This is a genomic window from Streptococcus sp. oral taxon 431 (assembly GCF_023115445.1).
Classification (GTDB): domain Bacteria; phylum Bacillota; class Bacilli; order Lactobacillales; family Streptococcaceae; genus Streptococcus.
In genome coordinates, this window is the sequence record NZ_JALDUI010000010.1 from 57124 (window position 1) to 74921 (window position 17798).

18 protein-coding genes and 2 pseudogenes are annotated in these 17798 nt (G+C 39.7%); 4 read left to right on the plus strand and 16 right to left on the minus strand.

Going from position 1 to position 17798, the window contains the following annotated elements:
* Positions 1 to 53 precede the first annotated feature (53 nt).
* From purR to M1R56_RS06640, 12 genes and pseudogenes are all read right to left on the minus strand, one after another.
* A complete protein-coding gene (gene purR, locus M1R56_RS06580; protein WP_045762704.1) occupies positions 54 to 878 on the minus strand; it encodes a pur operon repressor in 825 nt (274 codons plus the stop codon).
* A 102-nt stretch (positions 879 to 980) separates the two neighbouring features.
* Positions 981 to 1922, minus strand: coding sequence for a 3'-5' exoribonuclease YhaM family protein (locus M1R56_RS06585; RefSeq protein WP_248035183.1), 942 nt, complete (start codon positions 1920 to 1922; stop codon positions 981 to 983).
* Positions 1912 to 3168 (minus strand): DNA recombination protein RmuC, encoded by a 1257-nt coding sequence (locus M1R56_RS06590; RefSeq protein WP_248035185.1) that lies wholly within the window; start codon positions 3166 to 3168, stop codon positions 1912 to 1914. Before M1R56_RS06590 ends, M1R56_RS06585 begins: the two co-directional genes overlap by 11 nt.
* Position 3169: 1 nt before the next feature.
* Positions 3170 to 3832, minus strand: a complete 663-nt coding sequence (locus M1R56_RS06595) for a thiamine diphosphokinase (protein ID WP_248035187.1) — start codon at positions 3830 to 3832, stop codon at positions 3170 to 3172.
* Positions 3795 to 4451, minus strand: a complete 657-nt coding sequence (gene rpe, locus M1R56_RS06600; RefSeq protein WP_248035189.1) for a ribulose-phosphate 3-epimerase — start codon at positions 4449 to 4451, stop codon at positions 3795 to 3797. Before rpe ends, M1R56_RS06595 begins: the two co-directional genes overlap by 38 nt.
* A gap of 10 nt (positions 4452 to 4461) precedes the next feature.
* Positions 4462 to 5340 (minus strand): ribosome small subunit-dependent GTPase A, encoded by an 879-nt coding sequence (gene rsgA, locus M1R56_RS06605; RefSeq protein ID WP_248035191.1) that lies wholly within the window; start codon positions 5338 to 5340, stop codon positions 4462 to 4464.
* A 1-nt stretch (position 5341) separates the two neighbouring features.
* Complete coding sequence (gene rsmA / locus M1R56_RS06610) at positions 5342 to 6214, minus strand: 16S rRNA (adenine(1518)-N(6)/adenine(1519)-N(6))-dimethyltransferase RsmA (protein WP_248035193.1); 873 nt, start codon at positions 6212 to 6214, stop codon at positions 5342 to 5344.
* Between the two features lie 31 nt (positions 6215 to 6245).
* The gene (locus M1R56_RS06615; RefSeq protein WP_248035195.1) at positions 6246 to 7673 is read right to left on the minus strand and encodes an SseB family protein; all 1428 of its coding nucleotides are present in this window, start codon (positions 7671 to 7673) and stop codon (positions 6246 to 6248) included.
* A 526-nt stretch (positions 7674 to 8199) separates the two neighbouring features.
* Positions 8200 to 8679, minus strand: a complete 480-nt coding sequence (locus M1R56_RS06620; protein ID WP_223338769.1) for a hypothetical protein — start codon at positions 8677 to 8679, stop codon at positions 8200 to 8202.
* A 319-nt stretch (positions 8680 to 8998) separates the two neighbouring features.
* A pseudogene (locus M1R56_RS06630) lies at positions 8999 to 9911 on the minus strand (XRE family transcriptional regulator).
* A gap of 72 nt (positions 9912 to 9983) precedes the next feature.
* A complete protein-coding gene (rnmV, locus tag M1R56_RS06635; RefSeq protein WP_248035199.1) occupies positions 9984 to 10544 on the minus strand; it encodes a ribonuclease M5 in 561 nt (186 codons plus the stop codon).
* Positions 10541 to 11317: a TatD family hydrolase gene (locus tag M1R56_RS06640; protein ID WP_248035201.1), complete on the minus strand. Its 777-nt coding sequence runs from the start codon at positions 11315 to 11317 to the stop codon at positions 10541 to 10543. Before M1R56_RS06640 ends, rnmV begins: the two co-directional genes overlap by 4 nt.
* Positions 11318 to 11471: 154 nt before the next feature.
* On the opposite strand from M1R56_RS06640, the gene M1R56_RS06645 reads away from it, so the two are divergent.
* Both M1R56_RS06645 and M1R56_RS06650 read left to right on the plus strand, forming a co-directional pair.
* A complete protein-coding gene (locus M1R56_RS06645) occupies positions 11472 to 13316 on the plus strand; it encodes an APC family permease (protein WP_248035202.1) in 1845 nt (614 codons plus the stop codon).
* 81 nt (positions 13317 to 13397) lie between these two features.
* Positions 13398 to 13568, plus strand: a complete 171-nt coding sequence (locus tag M1R56_RS06650; protein WP_248035205.1) for a hypothetical protein — start codon at positions 13398 to 13400, stop codon at positions 13566 to 13568.
* 43 nt (positions 13569 to 13611) lie between these two features.
* Here M1R56_RS06650 and M1R56_RS06655 read toward each other — a convergent pair.
* The 4 genes and pseudogenes from M1R56_RS06655 to M1R56_RS06670 all read right to left on the minus strand — a co-directional run bounded on the left by M1R56_RS06655 (position 13612) and on the right by M1R56_RS06670 (position 17328).
* Positions 13612 to 15580: pseudogene (locus M1R56_RS06655) on the minus strand (peptide ABC transporter substrate-binding protein).
* 143 nt (positions 15581 to 15723) lie between these two features.
* Positions 15724 to 15858, minus strand: coding sequence for a 50S ribosomal protein L34 (rpmH, locus tag M1R56_RS06660; RefSeq protein WP_000831905.1), 135 nt, complete (start codon positions 15856 to 15858; stop codon positions 15724 to 15726).
* 505 nt (positions 15859 to 16363) lie between these two features.
* Positions 16364 to 16702, minus strand: coding sequence for a Cd(II)/Zn(II)-sensing metalloregulatory transcriptional regulator CadX (cadX, locus tag M1R56_RS06665; protein ID WP_049549049.1), 339 nt, complete (start codon positions 16700 to 16702; stop codon positions 16364 to 16366).
* Between the two features lie 11 nt (positions 16703 to 16713).
* The gene (locus M1R56_RS06670; RefSeq protein ID WP_348982768.1) at positions 16714 to 17328 is read right to left on the minus strand and encodes a CadD family cadmium resistance transporter; all 615 of its coding nucleotides are present in this window, start codon (positions 17326 to 17328) and stop codon (positions 16714 to 16716) included.
* Positions 17329 to 17356: 28 nt separating this feature from the next.
* On the opposite strand from M1R56_RS06670, the gene M1R56_RS06675 reads away from it, so the two are divergent.
* Complete coding sequence (locus tag M1R56_RS06675) at positions 17357 to 17485, plus strand: FanG protein (protein ID WP_248035209.1); 129 nt, start codon at positions 17357 to 17359, stop codon at positions 17483 to 17485.
* A 143-nt stretch (positions 17486 to 17628) separates the two neighbouring features.
* On the plus strand, positions 17629 to 17798 hold a 170-nt coding region (locus tag M1R56_RS06680), incomplete at its 3' end, for a transposase (RefSeq protein ID WP_142352860.1).

Below are 17798 nucleotides of genomic sequence, written 5' to 3' on the forward strand. Positions count from 1 at the left end.
TATCAAAGAAAGGCTGGGACGAAAGTTCCAACCTTTGTATTTCAAGTCAATTCTTATTTTTCTGTATCGAAGATATTTCCAACTTCAACAGCAATTTGTTGGTTCTTCACATCAATATTTGTGACTCTCAAGAGTGACTTGTAGTCGAACTGTTGTTCACGGTCTTCCTGTGCATTATCAGCAAAGACAGCTACACCAGCCAACTCTGAATCAAACTCAGACAAGAGGCTAATCATCCCGTTAATGGTTCCTCCACCCTTCAAGAAGTCATCGACGATTAAGACACGACTTCCTGCTTTGAGGCTACGTTTTGAAAGGAACATCTTTTCGATACGGTCACTAGAACCTGAAACATAGTTGACACTAACAGTTGAACCTTCAGTGATTTTCAAGTCGCGACGGACAATGACAAATGGTACGTTGAGGACATTTGCCACTGCATTTGCGAGCGGAACCCCTTTGGTCGCAACAGTCATAACGGCATCAATCTTCTGATCCATAAAGCTCTTGGCAATAATGCGACCGATGTTTTTCAAAATAGCTGGAGTGCTCAATAGGTCAGATAAATAAATGTAGCCACCTGGAAGAATACGGTCACTCTCTGAAAGTTTATCACGAAGCTCTTCGATAATCGCTTTAGACTCAAGGGTAGAGATCGATGGTGTAAAAATAACACCACCACCAGCACCTGTCACCGTTTGAATATGACCGATTTCAATTTCTTCGAAAGCACGCTTAATGATGACGATATCTTCAGAAATAGACGATTTGGCAGATTCATACTTTTCCGCAAAAGTGTTGAGACTGGTTAATTTGTATGGATTGTTAATCAAGTAATTGGAAATGACAACCATCCGATCACTTCTTCTTAATTTCATTATATTTTTACCATTCTTTTTTATTTAGTCTTTTTCTCATTATATCACACTAAAGCAAAAAAACGAACTTTATTGCCTAAATAAAGTTCATTTTTTTAGTTTCTAGTCTAATTTCGGCTTGTAGAAGGAACGATTGTCCATAGCAAAGACTTTATTAGTCATTTCTCCCTCATCAACAAGGGCCAGAGCTGTTGTCATCATCATCATGCTGGCATCCAAATTATCAATCATATGAATAATTTCTGCTTCCATCACTCGAGGACGAACTGGACTACCATACTCAAGGAGACCATGGTGACTGAGAATGACATGGCGAAGAAGTACAACTTCTTCTCTGGTATCATCAACGCCAAGTTCCATTACCGCTTTGGTAATTTCGCTATCAATCAGAGCGATATGACCGATAAGATTTCCTCTTACTGTGTACTCTGTCTGGTCAGGACCTGTCAACTCGATAACCTTGGCAAGGTCGTGCAACATAATTCCCGCATAGAGCAAACTCTTATTGAGCTGAGGATAAATATCTGCAATTGCTTCTGCCAAACGAACCATAGTGGCAGTATGATAAGCAAGACCTGTTTCAAAAGCATGATGGTTGGTCTTAGCAGCTGGATAGGAGTAGAATTCCTTGTCATACTTGGTGTAGAGATTCCGAACAATTCGCTGCCAAATTGGATTTTCAATTTTGAAAATCATCTGCGCCATATACTCACGAATCTCTTTGGCATCTACTGGAGATTTAACCTTGAAGTCCGCTGGGTCATTTGGTTCGCCAGGTTGTGGTAAGCGAAGGGTGATTTGATTAACCTGAGGCGTATTGTTGTACACTTCACGACGACCTTGCATATGGACTACTTTCCCTGCTGTAAAGGTTTCAACATTGTGGGGTTGAGCATCCCAGAGCTTCCCTTCGATTTCTCCACTATCATCTTGGAAGGTGAAGGCTAGGTAGTTTTTCCCAGCCCGTGTCTGTCTCAGGTCAGCTGACTTGATCAGGTAAAAGCCTTCAAAAAGCTCATCTTTCTTCATGTGACTAATCTTCATATTCTTCCTCATCTTCTTGGAATTGGAGCAAATCAAGCGCAGGCTCACCTTCTGATAACTCAATGTGACGAAGCGTTCGCTCGATAGCTGTAGTACGACGGTTTAATAAATCATCAATATTGCCAGAGGCATGTTGGAGATGCTTTTGTGCCTTAACCAGAATCCCACCAAACTTGCCAAACTCGGTTTTGACACTAGCAAGGGTTTTACTGATATGGTCAGCACTCTTTTGGATATTGAGAGTTTTGAAGCCAACCGATAGAGAATTGAGTAGGGCTGATAAGGTACTTGGACCTGCAACGATAATTTGCTCCTCCCGTCTCAAATCATCAAAGAAAATTGGATTGCGAACAATTTCTGAATAGAGACCTTCTGTCGGAACAAACAAGACTCCAAAATTAGTTGTCCGAGGTGGCGCCAGGTACTTACTCTTGATATCCTTGGCAAAACGCTTGACGCTTGCTAAGAGAGACTTACGGCAGCGTTCGATTTCATCCTTATCACCTGCTTCATAGGCTTCTTCCAGACGGTAATAATCCGCCAGGGGAAACTTAGAATCAATCGGTAGATAGACATATTCCTGGTCACCTTGCCCAGGTAACTTGATGGCGTATTCCACACGTTCACTAGAATTTTCAACCGTTGCAAATTCTCGTTCATACTGGGCAGGTGTCATGATATCTTCAATAATCTGCCCCAGTTGTAATTCACCCAGAATTCCTCGGGTCTTGGTTCCAGAAAGAACTTTATTTAGCGCACCGACATCTCGCGCAACAGTTTGCATTTCACCCAGACCTCGATTGACAGATTCCAGTTGTTTAGAAACCGTTTCGAAGGAGGCCTGCAAGCGTGTCTGCAAGGTCTTTTCTAGCTTTTCCTCGACCGTTTGGCGCATCTGTTCCAAGCGTTGCTCATTTGATTCCTGCAAGGCTTGGAGGCGTTGGTCAGTCTTGTCTCTGGTTTGGAGGAGATTCTCAGTCATTTCTTGACGAACTTGAGTTAAGCCTTGGTGCAATTCGATTCGCACCTCCTGCAAACGGTCGCTGACAGCCACTTCCAAATCTTTTTGGTCCAACTGGCTGGCTTGTCTGGCTTGTTCAAAACGGTAATCCAACTGGTCTGACAAGTGATCTGCCTGATCCTCCAAGCTCTTGGTCAGATGTTTTTCCTGCTTATCCTGTCTCTGCCAAATCAGAAAGAGTCCAGCTAGGTTGGCAATCAATAATAGAACAAGTAAACTTTCCATCCTACCTCCTGTCCTTACTATGTAGCACGACCACATAGCCATCTGGGCAAGTCACCGAAACTTCCCTATCTATATATTCGTTAGAAGCGTACACTTTTTTAAAGAAAAAATTGTCCTCTGTCAACTCATACTTGGCACCGAGAATAGTCAGCTGGCTATCCCGAACCGGCATAAAGGCTAGATAGTCATAGTCCAAGCGGGGTTCTAGCTGACTGGTCCCTTCTGGACAATAGGCAATCAAATTTTGCCCATCCTCAATTTCTATCTGGCGCATATAAGGCGCCAACTTGGGATTGCTAGGAAGAAAAACATTGGCCAGCATGTGATCAATACGGCCACCCAAAGCACCGAAAATAGTAACCTGAGCCTGAGGATTTTGCTCAAAGATGGTTAAGAGAGCCAATTCCAAATCGGTATCATCTTTTTCTGGTCGGGCTTGGACAAAATGCTGGGCACATTTTTGAATCACCTGTCGCTCTTCTTCGGTCACAGAATCAAAATCTCCGACTGCTAGAGCAAGAGGCAGATTTTCTTCCAAGACCCAGAGCGAGCCTCGATCTACACCAACAAAGCAATCAAAATCCGTTCGATAATGACCGCGGTCTCCGCCAGCAAAAACGGCAACCCTAGTCCAGTTGTTTTCTGAGAGTTTGTACTCGCTCATTGACTTCTCCCTTAAAGACATAGGAACCTGCTACAAAAACGGTCGCACCAGCTTCTTTAGCTTGAGCAATCGTTTTATCATCAATCCCGCCATCCACTTCGATTTCAAAGTTCAAGCCTTTTTCACCACGAAGGGCAACCAGCTCACGGACCTTGTCCATGGTTTCAGGCAGAAAAGCTTGCCCACCAAAGCCAGGGTTAACCGTCATGACCAAGACTTGGTCAACTAGGTGAAGGACATGCTTAATCGCCTCGACAGGCGTACCAGGATTGATAACAACAGAAGGTTTGACACCAAGAGAGCGAATTTTTTGGAGGGCACCATGAATATGAGGCGTTGCTTCTACATGGATACTGATGATATCTGCCCCTGCACGCGCAAAATCTTCTAGATGGTGTTCAGGATTAGAGACCATCAAATGACAGTCAAAGACCATCTTACTATGAGGACGAAGACTTTCGACCACACCTGCGCCAAAGCTGATTTGTGGCACAAAGTGACCATCCATGATATCGATATGGGCATATTCTGCCCCAGTTGCTTCTAGGCGTTTAATTTCACGTTCAAAGTTGGCATAATCTGCTGCCAGAATTGACGGAGCAATCTTGTATTGAGACATAGGTTTCTCCTTATTTTGGTATTTTTTTGCTGACTTTTTTATAGGTTTCTCTGCGATTTTCAATCTCACTGAGGAATTGCAAATAGTTATCAAAACGAAAGGTAGCAATAATCCCCTCTTCTACTGCTAGCTTGACCGCGCAGGAAGGCTCATGAGTATGCGTACAAGTACGGAACTTGCAGTCTCGACTAACAGAGGCAATTTCTGGAAAGGCCTGATTAAGGTCTTCTGCTGTTGACACTTCATAATCCAGAGATGAAAATCCTGGTGTGTCTGCTATTTTCCCACCATTGAGATTGTAAAAACTAACAGCTCGAGTAGTATGGCGACCACGACCCAGACTGTCTGAGATTTCTCCTGTTTCGAGATTGAGGTCAGGTGCAATTTTATTAAGGAGAGTTGACTTCCCAACACCTGTCTGCCCCATAAAGACTGTCACTTTGTCTGTCAACAAGGGTAAGAGTTCCTCTTTACTCATCACAAAGTCGTAACCAATAGCACGATAGGTCTGCTGGTAAAAATCCAGCTCTCCTCGTTCTGACAAAAGATCCATTTTAGAAATATAAACGATGGGATGAATGCCCTTGTGCTCTAAAAGAACCAAGAAGCGATCCAGCAAGTTGCTATTAAAGTCAGGTTCTTTAACGGACATAATGACAACGGCTTGGTCAATATTGACAATGGGTGGACGAACCAGACTATTTTTTCGTTCGTGAATCTTGAGGATATAACCCTCGGAATTTTCCTCCGCAGAAAAATCTACCCAATCTCCAACATAGGGCGTATGGCCTTTTTTTCGAAAATTCCCACGAGCGCGTGTTTGATAAACCTGGCCCTCACTCTCCACATAGTAGAAGCCAGCCAAGGCTTTAATGATTTGTCCCTGCATCTTAGAGTCCTTGTCCTTTAAGCGCATCTGCTAGACTAGCAAATTCTTCTAAGCCAAGAGCTTCACCACGTACAGATGGTGACAAGCCTGCCTGGTCCAAAGCCTTGGTCAGCTTGTCCTTGATTTCCTCAGTTTTCCCAAAGTAACCTGTCAAGTTGTTCCACAAGGTCTTGCGACGATGGGTGAAACTAGCCTTGGAAACCTTAAAGAAGAAGTTCTCATCTTTTACTGCTACAGCCGGTTCTGGGCGACGTACCATTTTTAAGATAGCTGAATCCACATTGGGTGCTGGCACAAAGACCGTACGAGGTACAATAAAAGCAACCTTGGCTGTCATGTAATACTGAACGGCAATGGACAAGCTGCCGTAAGCCTTGGTATTTGGCTTAGCAGAGATACGATCTGCCACTTCTCTTTGCATCATAACCACAAACTCACTAAACGGAATGCCACTTTCAATCAAGTGCATGAGAATAGGTGTCGTGATATAGTAGGGTAAGTTGGCTACTACCTTGATTGGCAAATCAGGATTTTTAAAATTCTGGATGTGCTGCGTCAAGTCAACTTTGAGAATGTCTTCGTTGACTACTGTCACATTGTCAAAATCACGTAAGGTATCCGCTAGAATTGGTACCAAGCGGTGATCAATCTCAAAGGCCATGACTTCAGCTGCACGCTCAGCTAAGAATTCCGTCAAGGCACCTATCCCTGGCCCGATTTCGATAACATTGACTTGATCATCAATCTCAGCCGTATCCACAATTTTTTGAAGGATATTGGTATCGGTCAAGAAATTTTGCCCGAAGGATTTTTTAAAGGTAAAACCGTGACGCTCCAGCACTGCCTTGGTCACGCTATAATCTGCAATTCTCATTTATTCTCTTTTCTATTTATTAAAGCACTCTTTAACCGTTAGCTCTGCCTTCTAGTTTCTCACTGAGCTTTTGCATGTCTTTAAAAGCTGTTAGACTAACATAAGCACCCGCTTCATAGTATTCAGTTGGGTTTATGGCATAGTCAAAGCCTTCAATCATGCCTCCAGCTTCTTCAATCATGCCATTCCACTTTTCATCAAAGACCATTCGTAGACGTTTCCAATCAGTAAATACTGGAACAGAATTTCGTCCATCTTTTCCTTCTCTGGTCGGAATATTAAAGCTTGCATCTTTTTCCAAGACAAAGGAGTTACCTTCTTGCCCATTTTCTGGGAATCCTGATTCCGCATCCAGTGGCAGCAAGAACTTTGCTTTAGGCATAGCCATAGAGAAGAACTTGTAGTAAAGCCCATAAACTAGTTCTTGCTCTTCTGTCGTCGGGCTATCCAATTGTCCCATCAACAACATCCATCTTACTAAATCAGGATTCATGACAGGAACTTGTATTTCTGGTAAATCAGAAAAATCTGGTTTTTGAACCAAGGCTGAGGCACTGATGCTGACTTCCTTGGAATTAAAGATTGCTCCCAAGGCACCATTTAAGTAAAAAGCTGTCCCTAGGAAATTTTCAATCCCTTTTTTATCTTCCGTATTTTCAATCAGTTTGACGACTGAGTTTGGTCGACTATCAATGGTTTCCTTGAATTGGCGATACCAAGATGGTGTCAAAAGCATGATCATGGGATCAGTACACAGATAACCTTCCTCACCTCTATCATAAGTAGTTGAAAAGAGGTAAGGTTCTCCTGTTTTTTCCGAATAAACTGCATAAACTGAATCTGCTGCTAACAACTTGTCCTTGACGATTTCCGCTAGACCTTCCAACTTGCGAGTGTTGGATTGATAGCTTTCTTCACTTTCAGTTTTCTGATTTTGACGGCATTTCCATAAAAAGAGACGTAAAATCTCTACGCTGTCATCAAGGCTAGCTGCCAAATAGTCTTCATTTGTTAACTGACCCTCTTGGATGGCTACAAAAGCACGATACAGAGCATCCGAGTAGCTAGATAATTTTTGTTCTTCCTCAATACCTGAGCTAAAGAGCACACTTCCCTTTTTCAGTTTATCCAAAGAAGGAGTCCTATCAACCACTAGATGGGCAAGAACTTCATCAGTTAGACTATCTGCATCTTTGTTTTGACTGCTAAGTTTTTTAACTTCTACAGTACCAAGACTTTCCATTCCTTGGTCGGGATTGCAAAACTGCAACTGATCCCCAACCTTGAGAGTCCCTTCTAAACTCCCAACAATCAATAATTGATTCGTTTCCTTCATAGGGAGAAAGTCCAAAACTCCCACACATGCATTGTTTTTAGATTCTTCTCTTTCATTCTGTGCTTTAGTTATTTCAGTTGCCTCTGCAGTTTCCGTCTTTTTTAAAAAATCAAAGATTCCCATAACTTTTCCTCATTAACTCCACACAAGGCTAATACCGTGGAGCACTTTTCTAATGCTTGCTATCAAGCCTGATTAAACCGTATATGATTACTTCTATTGTATCATATTCCCTTGGTATTTTGGGGTGAAAATCACACTAAAACACTATCTTCCCTCGTGAAGGAAGATAGTGTTTGGTAATCTTTAAAAGCTGGCTTACTGATTCTCCTGAAACATACATTCAAAAAAATCAGCTTCTTTATGGCTTCGATTTTTTAAAGTTCATTATTTATCACTCGCAAATGGTAAACACGAATTATTCATACTATGCACAAGAACAACTAAATAAGACTGACTACAAAATTCTTTCTTTAAATTATTCGTTTCCTTCTTTATAAAACGGATATGTGACTATTATACCCAAAGTACTAATTATAATTTTAAAAATTGCACCTAAAATATTTAAAGTGTATAGATCAAGTATTCCGTTTATTAAATATAGTAAACAAAAGAAGAATGGGATATATTTTATTAATTTTTTCATAAACTATAGTGCTATTAAGGTCAAGGCTTTAGCTACTGTCCAAGCCATCCAATCTGGCATACCTGCACTCTTACAGGCCTGGTAGATTCCGTCTTCAATCCAACCAGTAAAGTGATCTAGTGTTCCCAGTATCGCATTTAAACCTATATATTGATTTATCCATCTTTTAACATTTGAAGGGACTCTATTATAACCTTTTCGAATAGCTTTAACTGCAGTAGACCACTTCCCTCTGTCCATTTTGGCAGCTTGAATATCCTCTTGTGAAACAGTGTCCTTATCAAACTCTAAGATACGTCCATTATCTACATAGATATGCTTTCCTTCACTATTAATTGCCTTAGAACGTTTTGAAAGTTGAGTTGCTTTATCTGAAACCGAAGATGTAGTAGCAAAAACAGTTGCAGAAGGAAGAGCAACAGTACTTAAGGTTAAAAAACAACTTAAAGCAACTACTGTTTTTGTTATAATTTTGTTTTTCATTTTGTTTTCTCCTCTGATTTTATAGCAAGATTATTGAGTTACTTGCTCCTCTTTCCATTATCAACGTTGATACTATTATATTATCAAATGATATTCTAAAATTATTTGTTTTTATCTAAATTGTTAAAATAACACCCTGAAATGATTTTTTATAATTATTATACTCCATATTTATCACACTACCAATGACATCAATGTCCTTCAAATCTAACCATTTCTTGTCATTTTTAGCTTATATCTAAAAAAACAGCTCTAAAGACGAACTTTAGAACTGTTTTGCGATAACCGTAGTGACATTTTTGTCATTGTCCCACTATTTTTATAAATATTTTTTTAAATCTTCTTGCCATTGTTTTTCCAACATGGTAACTAAATAAGAATTCCCTATTATATCAGCGAATATCTTTGATTTTTGATAGAGCTGTTCGGCAGAGACATAATCTTTCTCTATTATCAGGGATAATTTCCACTCCAACATTAATACTATTGGTTTTTTTTTGAAAATCTTGTGTCTTTTCCATTATCTGATTAAGGCTGAATATATAAGTTGATAGCGAATCATAAGACGATAAATTATCCAAGCAAGCTAGACCTGAAAACAAAGTATTACTTAACGCAAAAAGATATTCTGGTGCAATTAATTCTACGTGATTTGTCAAACGAAATAAAAACGAATGAATTCTGTCAATTTCTAAATTCTGATTGTGACCTTGTTTTATCTTTGTAAGCACCGTAGCAAAATACAAATTTATAACCTCTAATTCATTTATCAAAAACAATTCCTTATTATAAATTCTTTTAAAATAGTCGTCCAGCACAGTCTCCCCATATTCCGATCGTCCACTTCGAATAACATCTATCGTTGCTCTAGTAGCATCAAACCATACTTTTTCCTCACTAGGAAGTTGCTCATAAAATAAATTCTCTATCTCTTCCAAGCATGCTTCTTTCTTATCGTATTCCTCTTCTTTACCATAGATTGGTTCACGTAAAATCTGGTATTTCAGCTCCAGGTAACCAGAAGGAAGGGCTGTAAAATCTGGCATAAGGCTATAAGCTGGAACTCCTAAACGGCGTGCAATGTAGTCTAACTTGGGAAGACTTGGTTGTGAAGCGCCACTTTCGATTCGTGATAGTTGACGAACCGTCAGTTCTTGCTCATCTCCACAAAAATCTGGACGGCTAATGCCTTTCCCCACCCGAATCTCTTTAATTTTTTGACCAATTAACATCAGACGCCTCCTCTTCTACCTGCTTCGAAAAAAACTTTGAAAGCAAAGTGATTTTATAGGCTACATTCACACCTACTCATACGATTTCATGGCATCTTCAACTTCAGCTAAACGGATGCCAAATAATTCTAAACGCTTGAGAAGTTGTTTCCCATTGGAATAACCAATACGTAGACTCTCTCCTAGATATTCTCTGCGTTTTCGGCTATCTGCGCCTGCTAGAAAACCAAGACGAATCAAGTCACTACGGCTAATGTCAAAGTCGCTTTCTGCTTCAAATTGCTCTGTCACTTGCGCCAAGGCTATCTTCAAGTCTTCGTAGCTAGCGTGTTCAATTCCTAGAGAACGTCCCTTGGACTTAGATTTAGGAACTGCCTCATCACGTTTGAGAAAAGCGTGTTGCACTGTCGGAATGGCGGTCATAATCATCCGACGTATGCGTTCCCCGTTGAAATCAGGATCTGTAAAGACAATCACCCCATGATGTTGGTGTAGACGTTGGATACGCTCAAGATCCTGCTCATTAATAGCGGAGCCACGAGTCTCATAGGTCTCCACATCAAAATAACGTTTGAGATTGGCCGTATCATCACGCCCTTCGACTACGATGACTTGGGAAATTTTCTTTTTCATGATTTACGTTCCAATCCAAAAATTCGTTCCGCATTTGCACTTGTCGCAGCAGCTAATTCTTCTGTTGTCATGCCACGCAAATCTGCAATAAAGTTCACTACATAGCGTGTGTAAGCTGTCTTGTTTTCGCGACCACGCTTGGGAACGGGTGCCAAGTAAGGCGCATCTGTCTCTACCAAAATCTTATCCAAAGGCAATTCTTTGGCCGCCTCTTGAATGTCTGTCGCTTTTTTAAAGGTCACCACTCCAGAAAAGGAAATAGTCATCCCAAGCTCCACGAACTTCTCTGCCCAATCCAAAGAACCTGAGAATGAGTGCATAATCCCGCCACGAGGACCAACTCCCTCACTCTTAATAATCTCATAGGTATCTTCTAGCGCATCACGGGTGTGAACCACAAATGGTAAGTCTAGTTCCTTAGATAGCTGAATCTGACGGCGGAAAACTTGCTCCTGCACTTCTTTAGGGGCTGTCATCCAATGATAATCCAAACCAATCTCACCCAAGGCAACCACTTTAGGATGTTTTAGTTTCTCCAACAGGTAATTCTCAACATCCTCTGTATAGGTCCCTGCCTCTGTTGGATGCCATCCAATTGTCGCATAGAGTTGGTCATACTTGTCCACCAATTCTAGAGCACGCTCAATAGTCGGTTTGTCAAAACCAACAATATTCATCCGAGTCACACCCATTTCAGCTGCTAAGGCTATTTCTTCTGCTTCTCTTCCTGAAAATTCTTCCACATTCAAGTGGGTATGTGTATCAAAAATCATTTATATTCCCTCGTTTTTTCTACCTTCTATTATACCAAAAAACTAGTCTCATTCTTATAGGAAAAAATATTTTGAAATCATTCATTTTTTCTTGACGACCTTTTTTCATAGCAGTATAATAACTCTTGTTGAAATTTTCAGAAAAGGAAAGAAAATGTTTGCAAAATTAAAATATACCTTTATTGGTCGTCCCCTTAAGTCCTTAACTGAAGGCGAGGGAGGACTACTTGGAAAAACACAGGCACTTGCAATGCTTTCAAGTGATGCCCTATCTTCTATTGCTTATGGACCTGAGCAGGTCGTTCTTGTCTTGGCTAGTCTTTCTCCCCTCGCTATTTGGTGGAGTCTTCCTATCGGCATTTTTGTCCTCTTGCTACTTGCTAGTCTAACCATTTCTTACCGACAAATCATTCACGCCTACCCTCAAGGTGGGGGTGCCTATATGGTTACTCGAGAAAACCTCTCCCCTGAGTTAGGTTTGATTGCTGGGGGAAGTCTGCTTGTTGACTATATGCTAACAGTTGCCGTATCCGTGGCTGCAGGTGCGGATGCGATCACAGCAGCACTTCCTGCTCTCCATCCCTACAACCTCCACATCTCCATTTTTTTGGTCTGTTTACTCATGCTTTTAAATCTGCGAGGCTTGAAGGAATCTGCTAGTTCTCTGATGATCCCTGTCTATCTCTTTATCTTTAGTACGGTCTTCCTCTTATTGTTTGGTATTTTCCAACTATTGACAGGTTCTCTCAGCTATCATGCAACTTCTGCAATTGGTCAAACTGTCCCAAGTCTCTCAATTGTCCTGATTTTAAGAGCCTTTACCAGCGGTTCAGCTTCATTAACCGGGGTTGAAGCCATCTCAAATGCTGTTCCATTTTTCAAGACCCCAAAAGAGAAGAACGCTGCTCAGACACTGACCATCATGTCTCTGATTCTTGGATTTCTATTTGCAGGAATTACCTTCCTAAACTACTGGATGGGGATTACACCTCAACACGGAGAAACAATTCTCTCACAAATGGCTAAAGGAATTTTAGGGGATTCAACTATCGGTCAGATTGTTTATTATCTCTTCCAATTCTCAACTGCTCTAATCCTAGCCGTTGCTGCAAATACTGGTTTTTCTGCCTTTCCGATGTTGGCTTACAATATGGCTAAAAACAAGTACATGCCCCATCTCTTTATGGAAAAGGGAGACCGCCTGGGTTATTCAAACGGTATTTTGACCTTAGCCTTTGGCGCTATGATCCTTCTGCTCATTTTCAACGGAAATACAGAACGCTTGATTCCTCTTTATACTATTGGAGTTTTCGTACCTTTCGCACTTTCTCAAACAGGGATGATTCGCCACTGGAAAAAAGAAAAAGGCTCTCATTTCTTAAAATCTGCCTTTGCAAATATCCTAGGTGCCATCATTTGTTATGCCATCGTTCTTATCTTACTCTTCTTCAGACTTGGAGATATCTGGCCCTTCTTCCCAATTATCCTAGTCTTAACCTTCCTCTTTTTGTCCATCCACAGTCATTACCAAAAAGTGGCCAAACAACTTCGACTTTATGAAGGAATTCAAAAGAAAGCCTACGATGGCAATGTCGTCCTTGTCTTAGTAGGAAATGTTACTCGAGTCAGCGTTGGAGCGATTAACTATGCTCAAAGTATTGGAGATGAGGTTTTGGCGATGCACATTTCCACCAAGGAAACTGAAGAAAAAGACCAAGAAATTCTCCACGAATTTGCCGACTATTTCCCAAATATTACCTTAAAGAATATTAATACTAGCTATCGCGATATCATCACACCTACAGTTCGCTATGTTCGAAAAATCTCTCAAGAAGCCAAGAAAAAGAACTACACAGTTACAGTTCTAGTACCCCAATTTATCCCTAACAAACCTTGGCAAAATATCCTACACAATCAAATGAGCCTCAAATTAAAATATGCTCTCAGATGGCACGAAGATGTCGTCGTTGCCAGCTATTCATATCATTTGAAAGAATAAAGAAAAGGCATTACCAGAACCAACAAGCTACTGGTAATGCCTTTTTTCTGAATCTAGTCCCTAAAATTAGACTTATACTCAATGAAAATCAAAGAGCAAACTAGGAAACTAGCCGCAGGCTGCTCAAAGCACTGCTTTGAGGTTGTAGATGAAACTGACGAAGTCAGCTCAAAACATGGTTTTGAGGTTGTAGATAAGATTGACGAAGTCAGTTACCTATACCTACGGCAAGGCGACGTTGACGCAGTTTGAAGAGATTTTTGAAGAGTATTAAAATTTTATTGATAACCTTCTTCTATTGAACGTGGTTAGCCAAACCTTCTTGGGCTTTTTTATTAGACTCCGCTTTTTCTTTTTGCCATTTTTCATAAAGTTCTTGATACTGTTTAGCAGTCACAGGTTCCTTTTGCAATTCAACATATTTGTAGTTATCCGCATCTCCCTTGTGTCCTACAAATGAGAAGGCCCCTGTAAACGGTACAGTCTTACGGAAGATTGGATTAGCTCCTGCACTTTGAACTGGTAGGAAGAGAGCACTATCTGTCAACCAAGCTTGAACTTCGGCAAATTTTTCATAACGTGTTTGCGTATTTTCATTCTCACTATCTGCCGCATCCAACAACTTCTTGTAGGTAGCTAAACCGATTTTTTCCTTGATCTCATTGTCTTTTCCTGGAGTCAAGCCAAGATTTTTCAACTGAGAACCTGAGTCTGGATCCAAAAGGTCAAGATAGGTTTTCGGATCTGAGAAATCTCCACTCCACCCTGAGATATCGATGTCATAGTCCTTTTGATCGGCGGTATCCGCAAAGAAGGTAGCATTGTCTTTCTCATCTGGTGACAATTGAATGATATCAATAACCACATTATCTGATCCAAGCGTTGCTTCAACGGTCTGCTTGAAGGAGCTTGCCTGCTGAACGTCCAACTTAGCAGTCTGGTCAACCAACATATCCAAGTGGATAGGGAAGGTCACGCCTTCTGCTTGCAAACTTTCTTTAGCCTTGGCAAATTCAGCCTTGGCTTTTTCATGATCCAAGAAAGCAGCTTGAGCATCGTTCAGATTGATATTAGACCACTCTGTACCATAGTTGACTATCTTTTCATTGACAGCATCTCCAAAGTTTTTGCCACCGATTTGAACAAAGTTACTTGGTGTGACTGTGTTTCGAAGGATTCGATCAGCCCCATCTTCTCCATTCGTCTGGGCAGCATAGGCATGACGGTCAAAGGCAAAGTTAATAGCCTGACGGAAGTCTTTGTTTTGCATTGCTAGACGAGAATCCGTCTTTTCTTTGTCCGTCTGTTTCATGGTTTGCTTGTAGCTTTGACGATTGACATTGAAAAGATAGTAGAAGGTTATAGCATTTTGAGGAGTATAAGTAATCTTGTCCTCATTCCCTTTTTTCAGCTGGTCAAATACAGAACTTGTCGGGAAGATACGTCCGTCTGTATAGTTGCCTTCCAAGAATCCTCTAGCCAAACTGTCTTGATCTGAACCATCATAGAAGGAAAGTTTTACTTTCTCAATCTTCACATTATCCTTGTCCCAGTAATTAGGATTCTTTTCAAACTCAATCAAAGATTTTGATGTGAATGATTTGAATAAGTATGGCCCATTTGACAGGATACTAGATGGAGTTACACTTCCAAATTCATCCCCCTTAGATTTCAAAAAGGCTTCATTAACTAACTGGACTTAAAATTCCACCTGTTGTCTTAGAATTCCAATAGGACTCTGGCTTGTTCAAAGTATATTGGAGAGTATAGTCATCGACTGCCTTGATACCGACAGTTTCAAAGTCTGATGATTGACCCTCAACATAGTCCGCCAAACCTTTGATAGAGTCTTGCACCAAGTACAAGTTTTCTGCCTTTTTATCCGCCGCATACTTTAGGCCTGCCACAAAGTCATGAGCTGTTACCTCTGCATATTCTTCCCCTTCAGAGGTATACCACTTGACACCTTGACGGATTTTATAGGTATAGGTCAAACCATCTTTTGATACTGTCCATGATTCAGTCATGGAAGGAACCAGATTGCCATACTTATCATTTTCCAACAAACCATCAATCAAGTTTGTCGTAATGCTGGATGTCGAGCCACGTGTCGAAGTAATGTAGTCTAGTGTATCTGGATTGCTAGCAAATACATAAGAGTAGGTTTTATCAGATGCATTTGACTGTGTCGAGCTACAAGCTACCATCAAGAAGCTAGCACTCAAAATTCCAGCCCCTAGTAAGAGAGCTTTTGATTTTTTCATAAATATTCTCCATTTATATAGTATATGAAATATTATACACTATTATAGAAAAAATAGAAAGCTTATACAAACTATTATTTTAGAGCAAAACAAAAGCCAGTAGACTCGAGTTCCTACTGACTTCTTTGTTGAATTCGTTTGGATTATGCAGCCAAAACTTTGCGTCCTTTACGACGACGAGCTGCCAATACGCGACGACCGTTTTTAGTTGACATACGGTTACGGAATCCGTGTTTACGCGCACGACGTAGTTTACTTGGTTGATAAGTACGTTTCACGATGAATACCTCCTCATAGATTTTGTATTCGTTTAGCCGGCTATAAAGTGATCAGTTACTAAACATACTTTACTATTCTATCTGATTCTTTCGCATTTGTCAATAGCTCTGACAAATGTTTCCAGCTTTTTTGCTGAGGGGATAATTTGAAAATCCTTCCAATTTACTTTCGAAATCTATAAAATATCTAATGTACTAGTAATTTACCCAATTGGTACACTCAAAGTTCCAAGTTTTTCCTCTTGAACCCTTCCGCCTGCCTATTAAATGTAAAAGGTGCTTTCTATATTTTCCTTCTGTCACTTCTTGCATTTAAAAAGCAACAACACCGTAGGATGACGATTCTATCGTCTTTTAATTGGCAATAAACAAGATATTTAGCAATAATCCTTTCTACTTATCAACAATTAAATCTTGTTTTAAAAATCTGAAATGTGTAGTTATCTAAAACCAACATCTAATTTTCTTAAACAACACAAAAACGCTCTAGACGTAAAAATAGTTGTTATCCTAGTTGATTAAAAAAATCTCTGATTTCCTCATCTTTTATAAAATAATATATAATTTTCCCCTCTCTTCTAGTGTCCAAGATGTTTTGATTGGCTAGTTTACGAAGATGGTGGGAGGCAGATGCCATACTGAGATCTAGTAAACAGGCTATATCACAGACACAGAGTTCTTCAACAGCAAGGAGATAAAAGATGATATTTATCTGTTTATTATCGGTAAACTTTGTTAAAATGCGAAGTGATTTTTGGACTTTTTCCTTTTCAAGGTAGTTCATTGCGGTTGTAACATTTTGTTGATTTATAATATTCACTTGGCAGATACTATCTTTTTTCATAATATTTTCTCCTAGCCTAACATAGTCCATAGCATGTCAAAGCTGTTGTTTTCAATCAGGATATACATCCCCAATCCTAAATAAACAACGGCAATAAACCATCTGCTATATTTTTCCAAAGTTTCTCCAACAGAAGGGACTTGTGCCAATTTTTGGGCAGAAAAAACCAAGAGATAAATCATGACTAGAAAAGTAAGTAAAGCCACTATCAAATTCGCTAAATTTAAGGTAATAAAATATGGGACAAAAACACCAATATTATCAGCACCACAACTTGCAAAAGTAATCATAGCGACTAAAAAAATCAGGTTTTTATCATCTTTGCGCAAACCATCTTTTGCAATAGCTTCTCCATCAGAATCTCCTAAAAGCAAAACTTTGAGTCCTAGGAAAATTGGAATCAAACCGAGCAAACCTAAAATCTCTTTACTAGGAATATAATTTAAGACAAATGCAAAAAGTAAACTTAGCAATATTAGACTAACAGAGCCTAGAAATTGTCCTAAATAGATGTTAATGATGTCTTTTCTGCTTTTTCTTTTGGCAAAAAATAACATTAGGATAATAAGTAAGTCTACGGCTGTCCCAGAATACAGGATTATTGAAGTAACAACATTTTGAATCATAAAACACCTCATTCAAATATATTTTTGAATGTATTTTAACATTAAACTTTGTAGATGTCAACTTCAGCTCCATCAAAATATAGATAAGAAGGTAGTGTACCAAACATTAAAAAGCTCTGCCATCGAAATGATAGCAGAGCTTAATTTCAATATCTAAATGATATATTTATCTAAAAAAGGTAGTGAAAAAGGTAGAGATTGAACTGAAATATAGTAAAATTAACAAAAGAAAAAAACGCTTGGAATGAACTGCACCCCAAAAGTTAGACATAAAAATCTAACTTTTGGGGTATTTTTATTATGAAATTAACTTATGATGATAAAGTTCAGATCTATGAACTTAGAAAACAAGGCTATAGCTTAGAGAAGCTTTCAAATAAATTTGGGATAAACAATTCTAATATTAGGTACATGATTAAATTGATTGATCGTTACGGAATAGAGTTCGTCAAAAAAGGAAAAAATCGTTA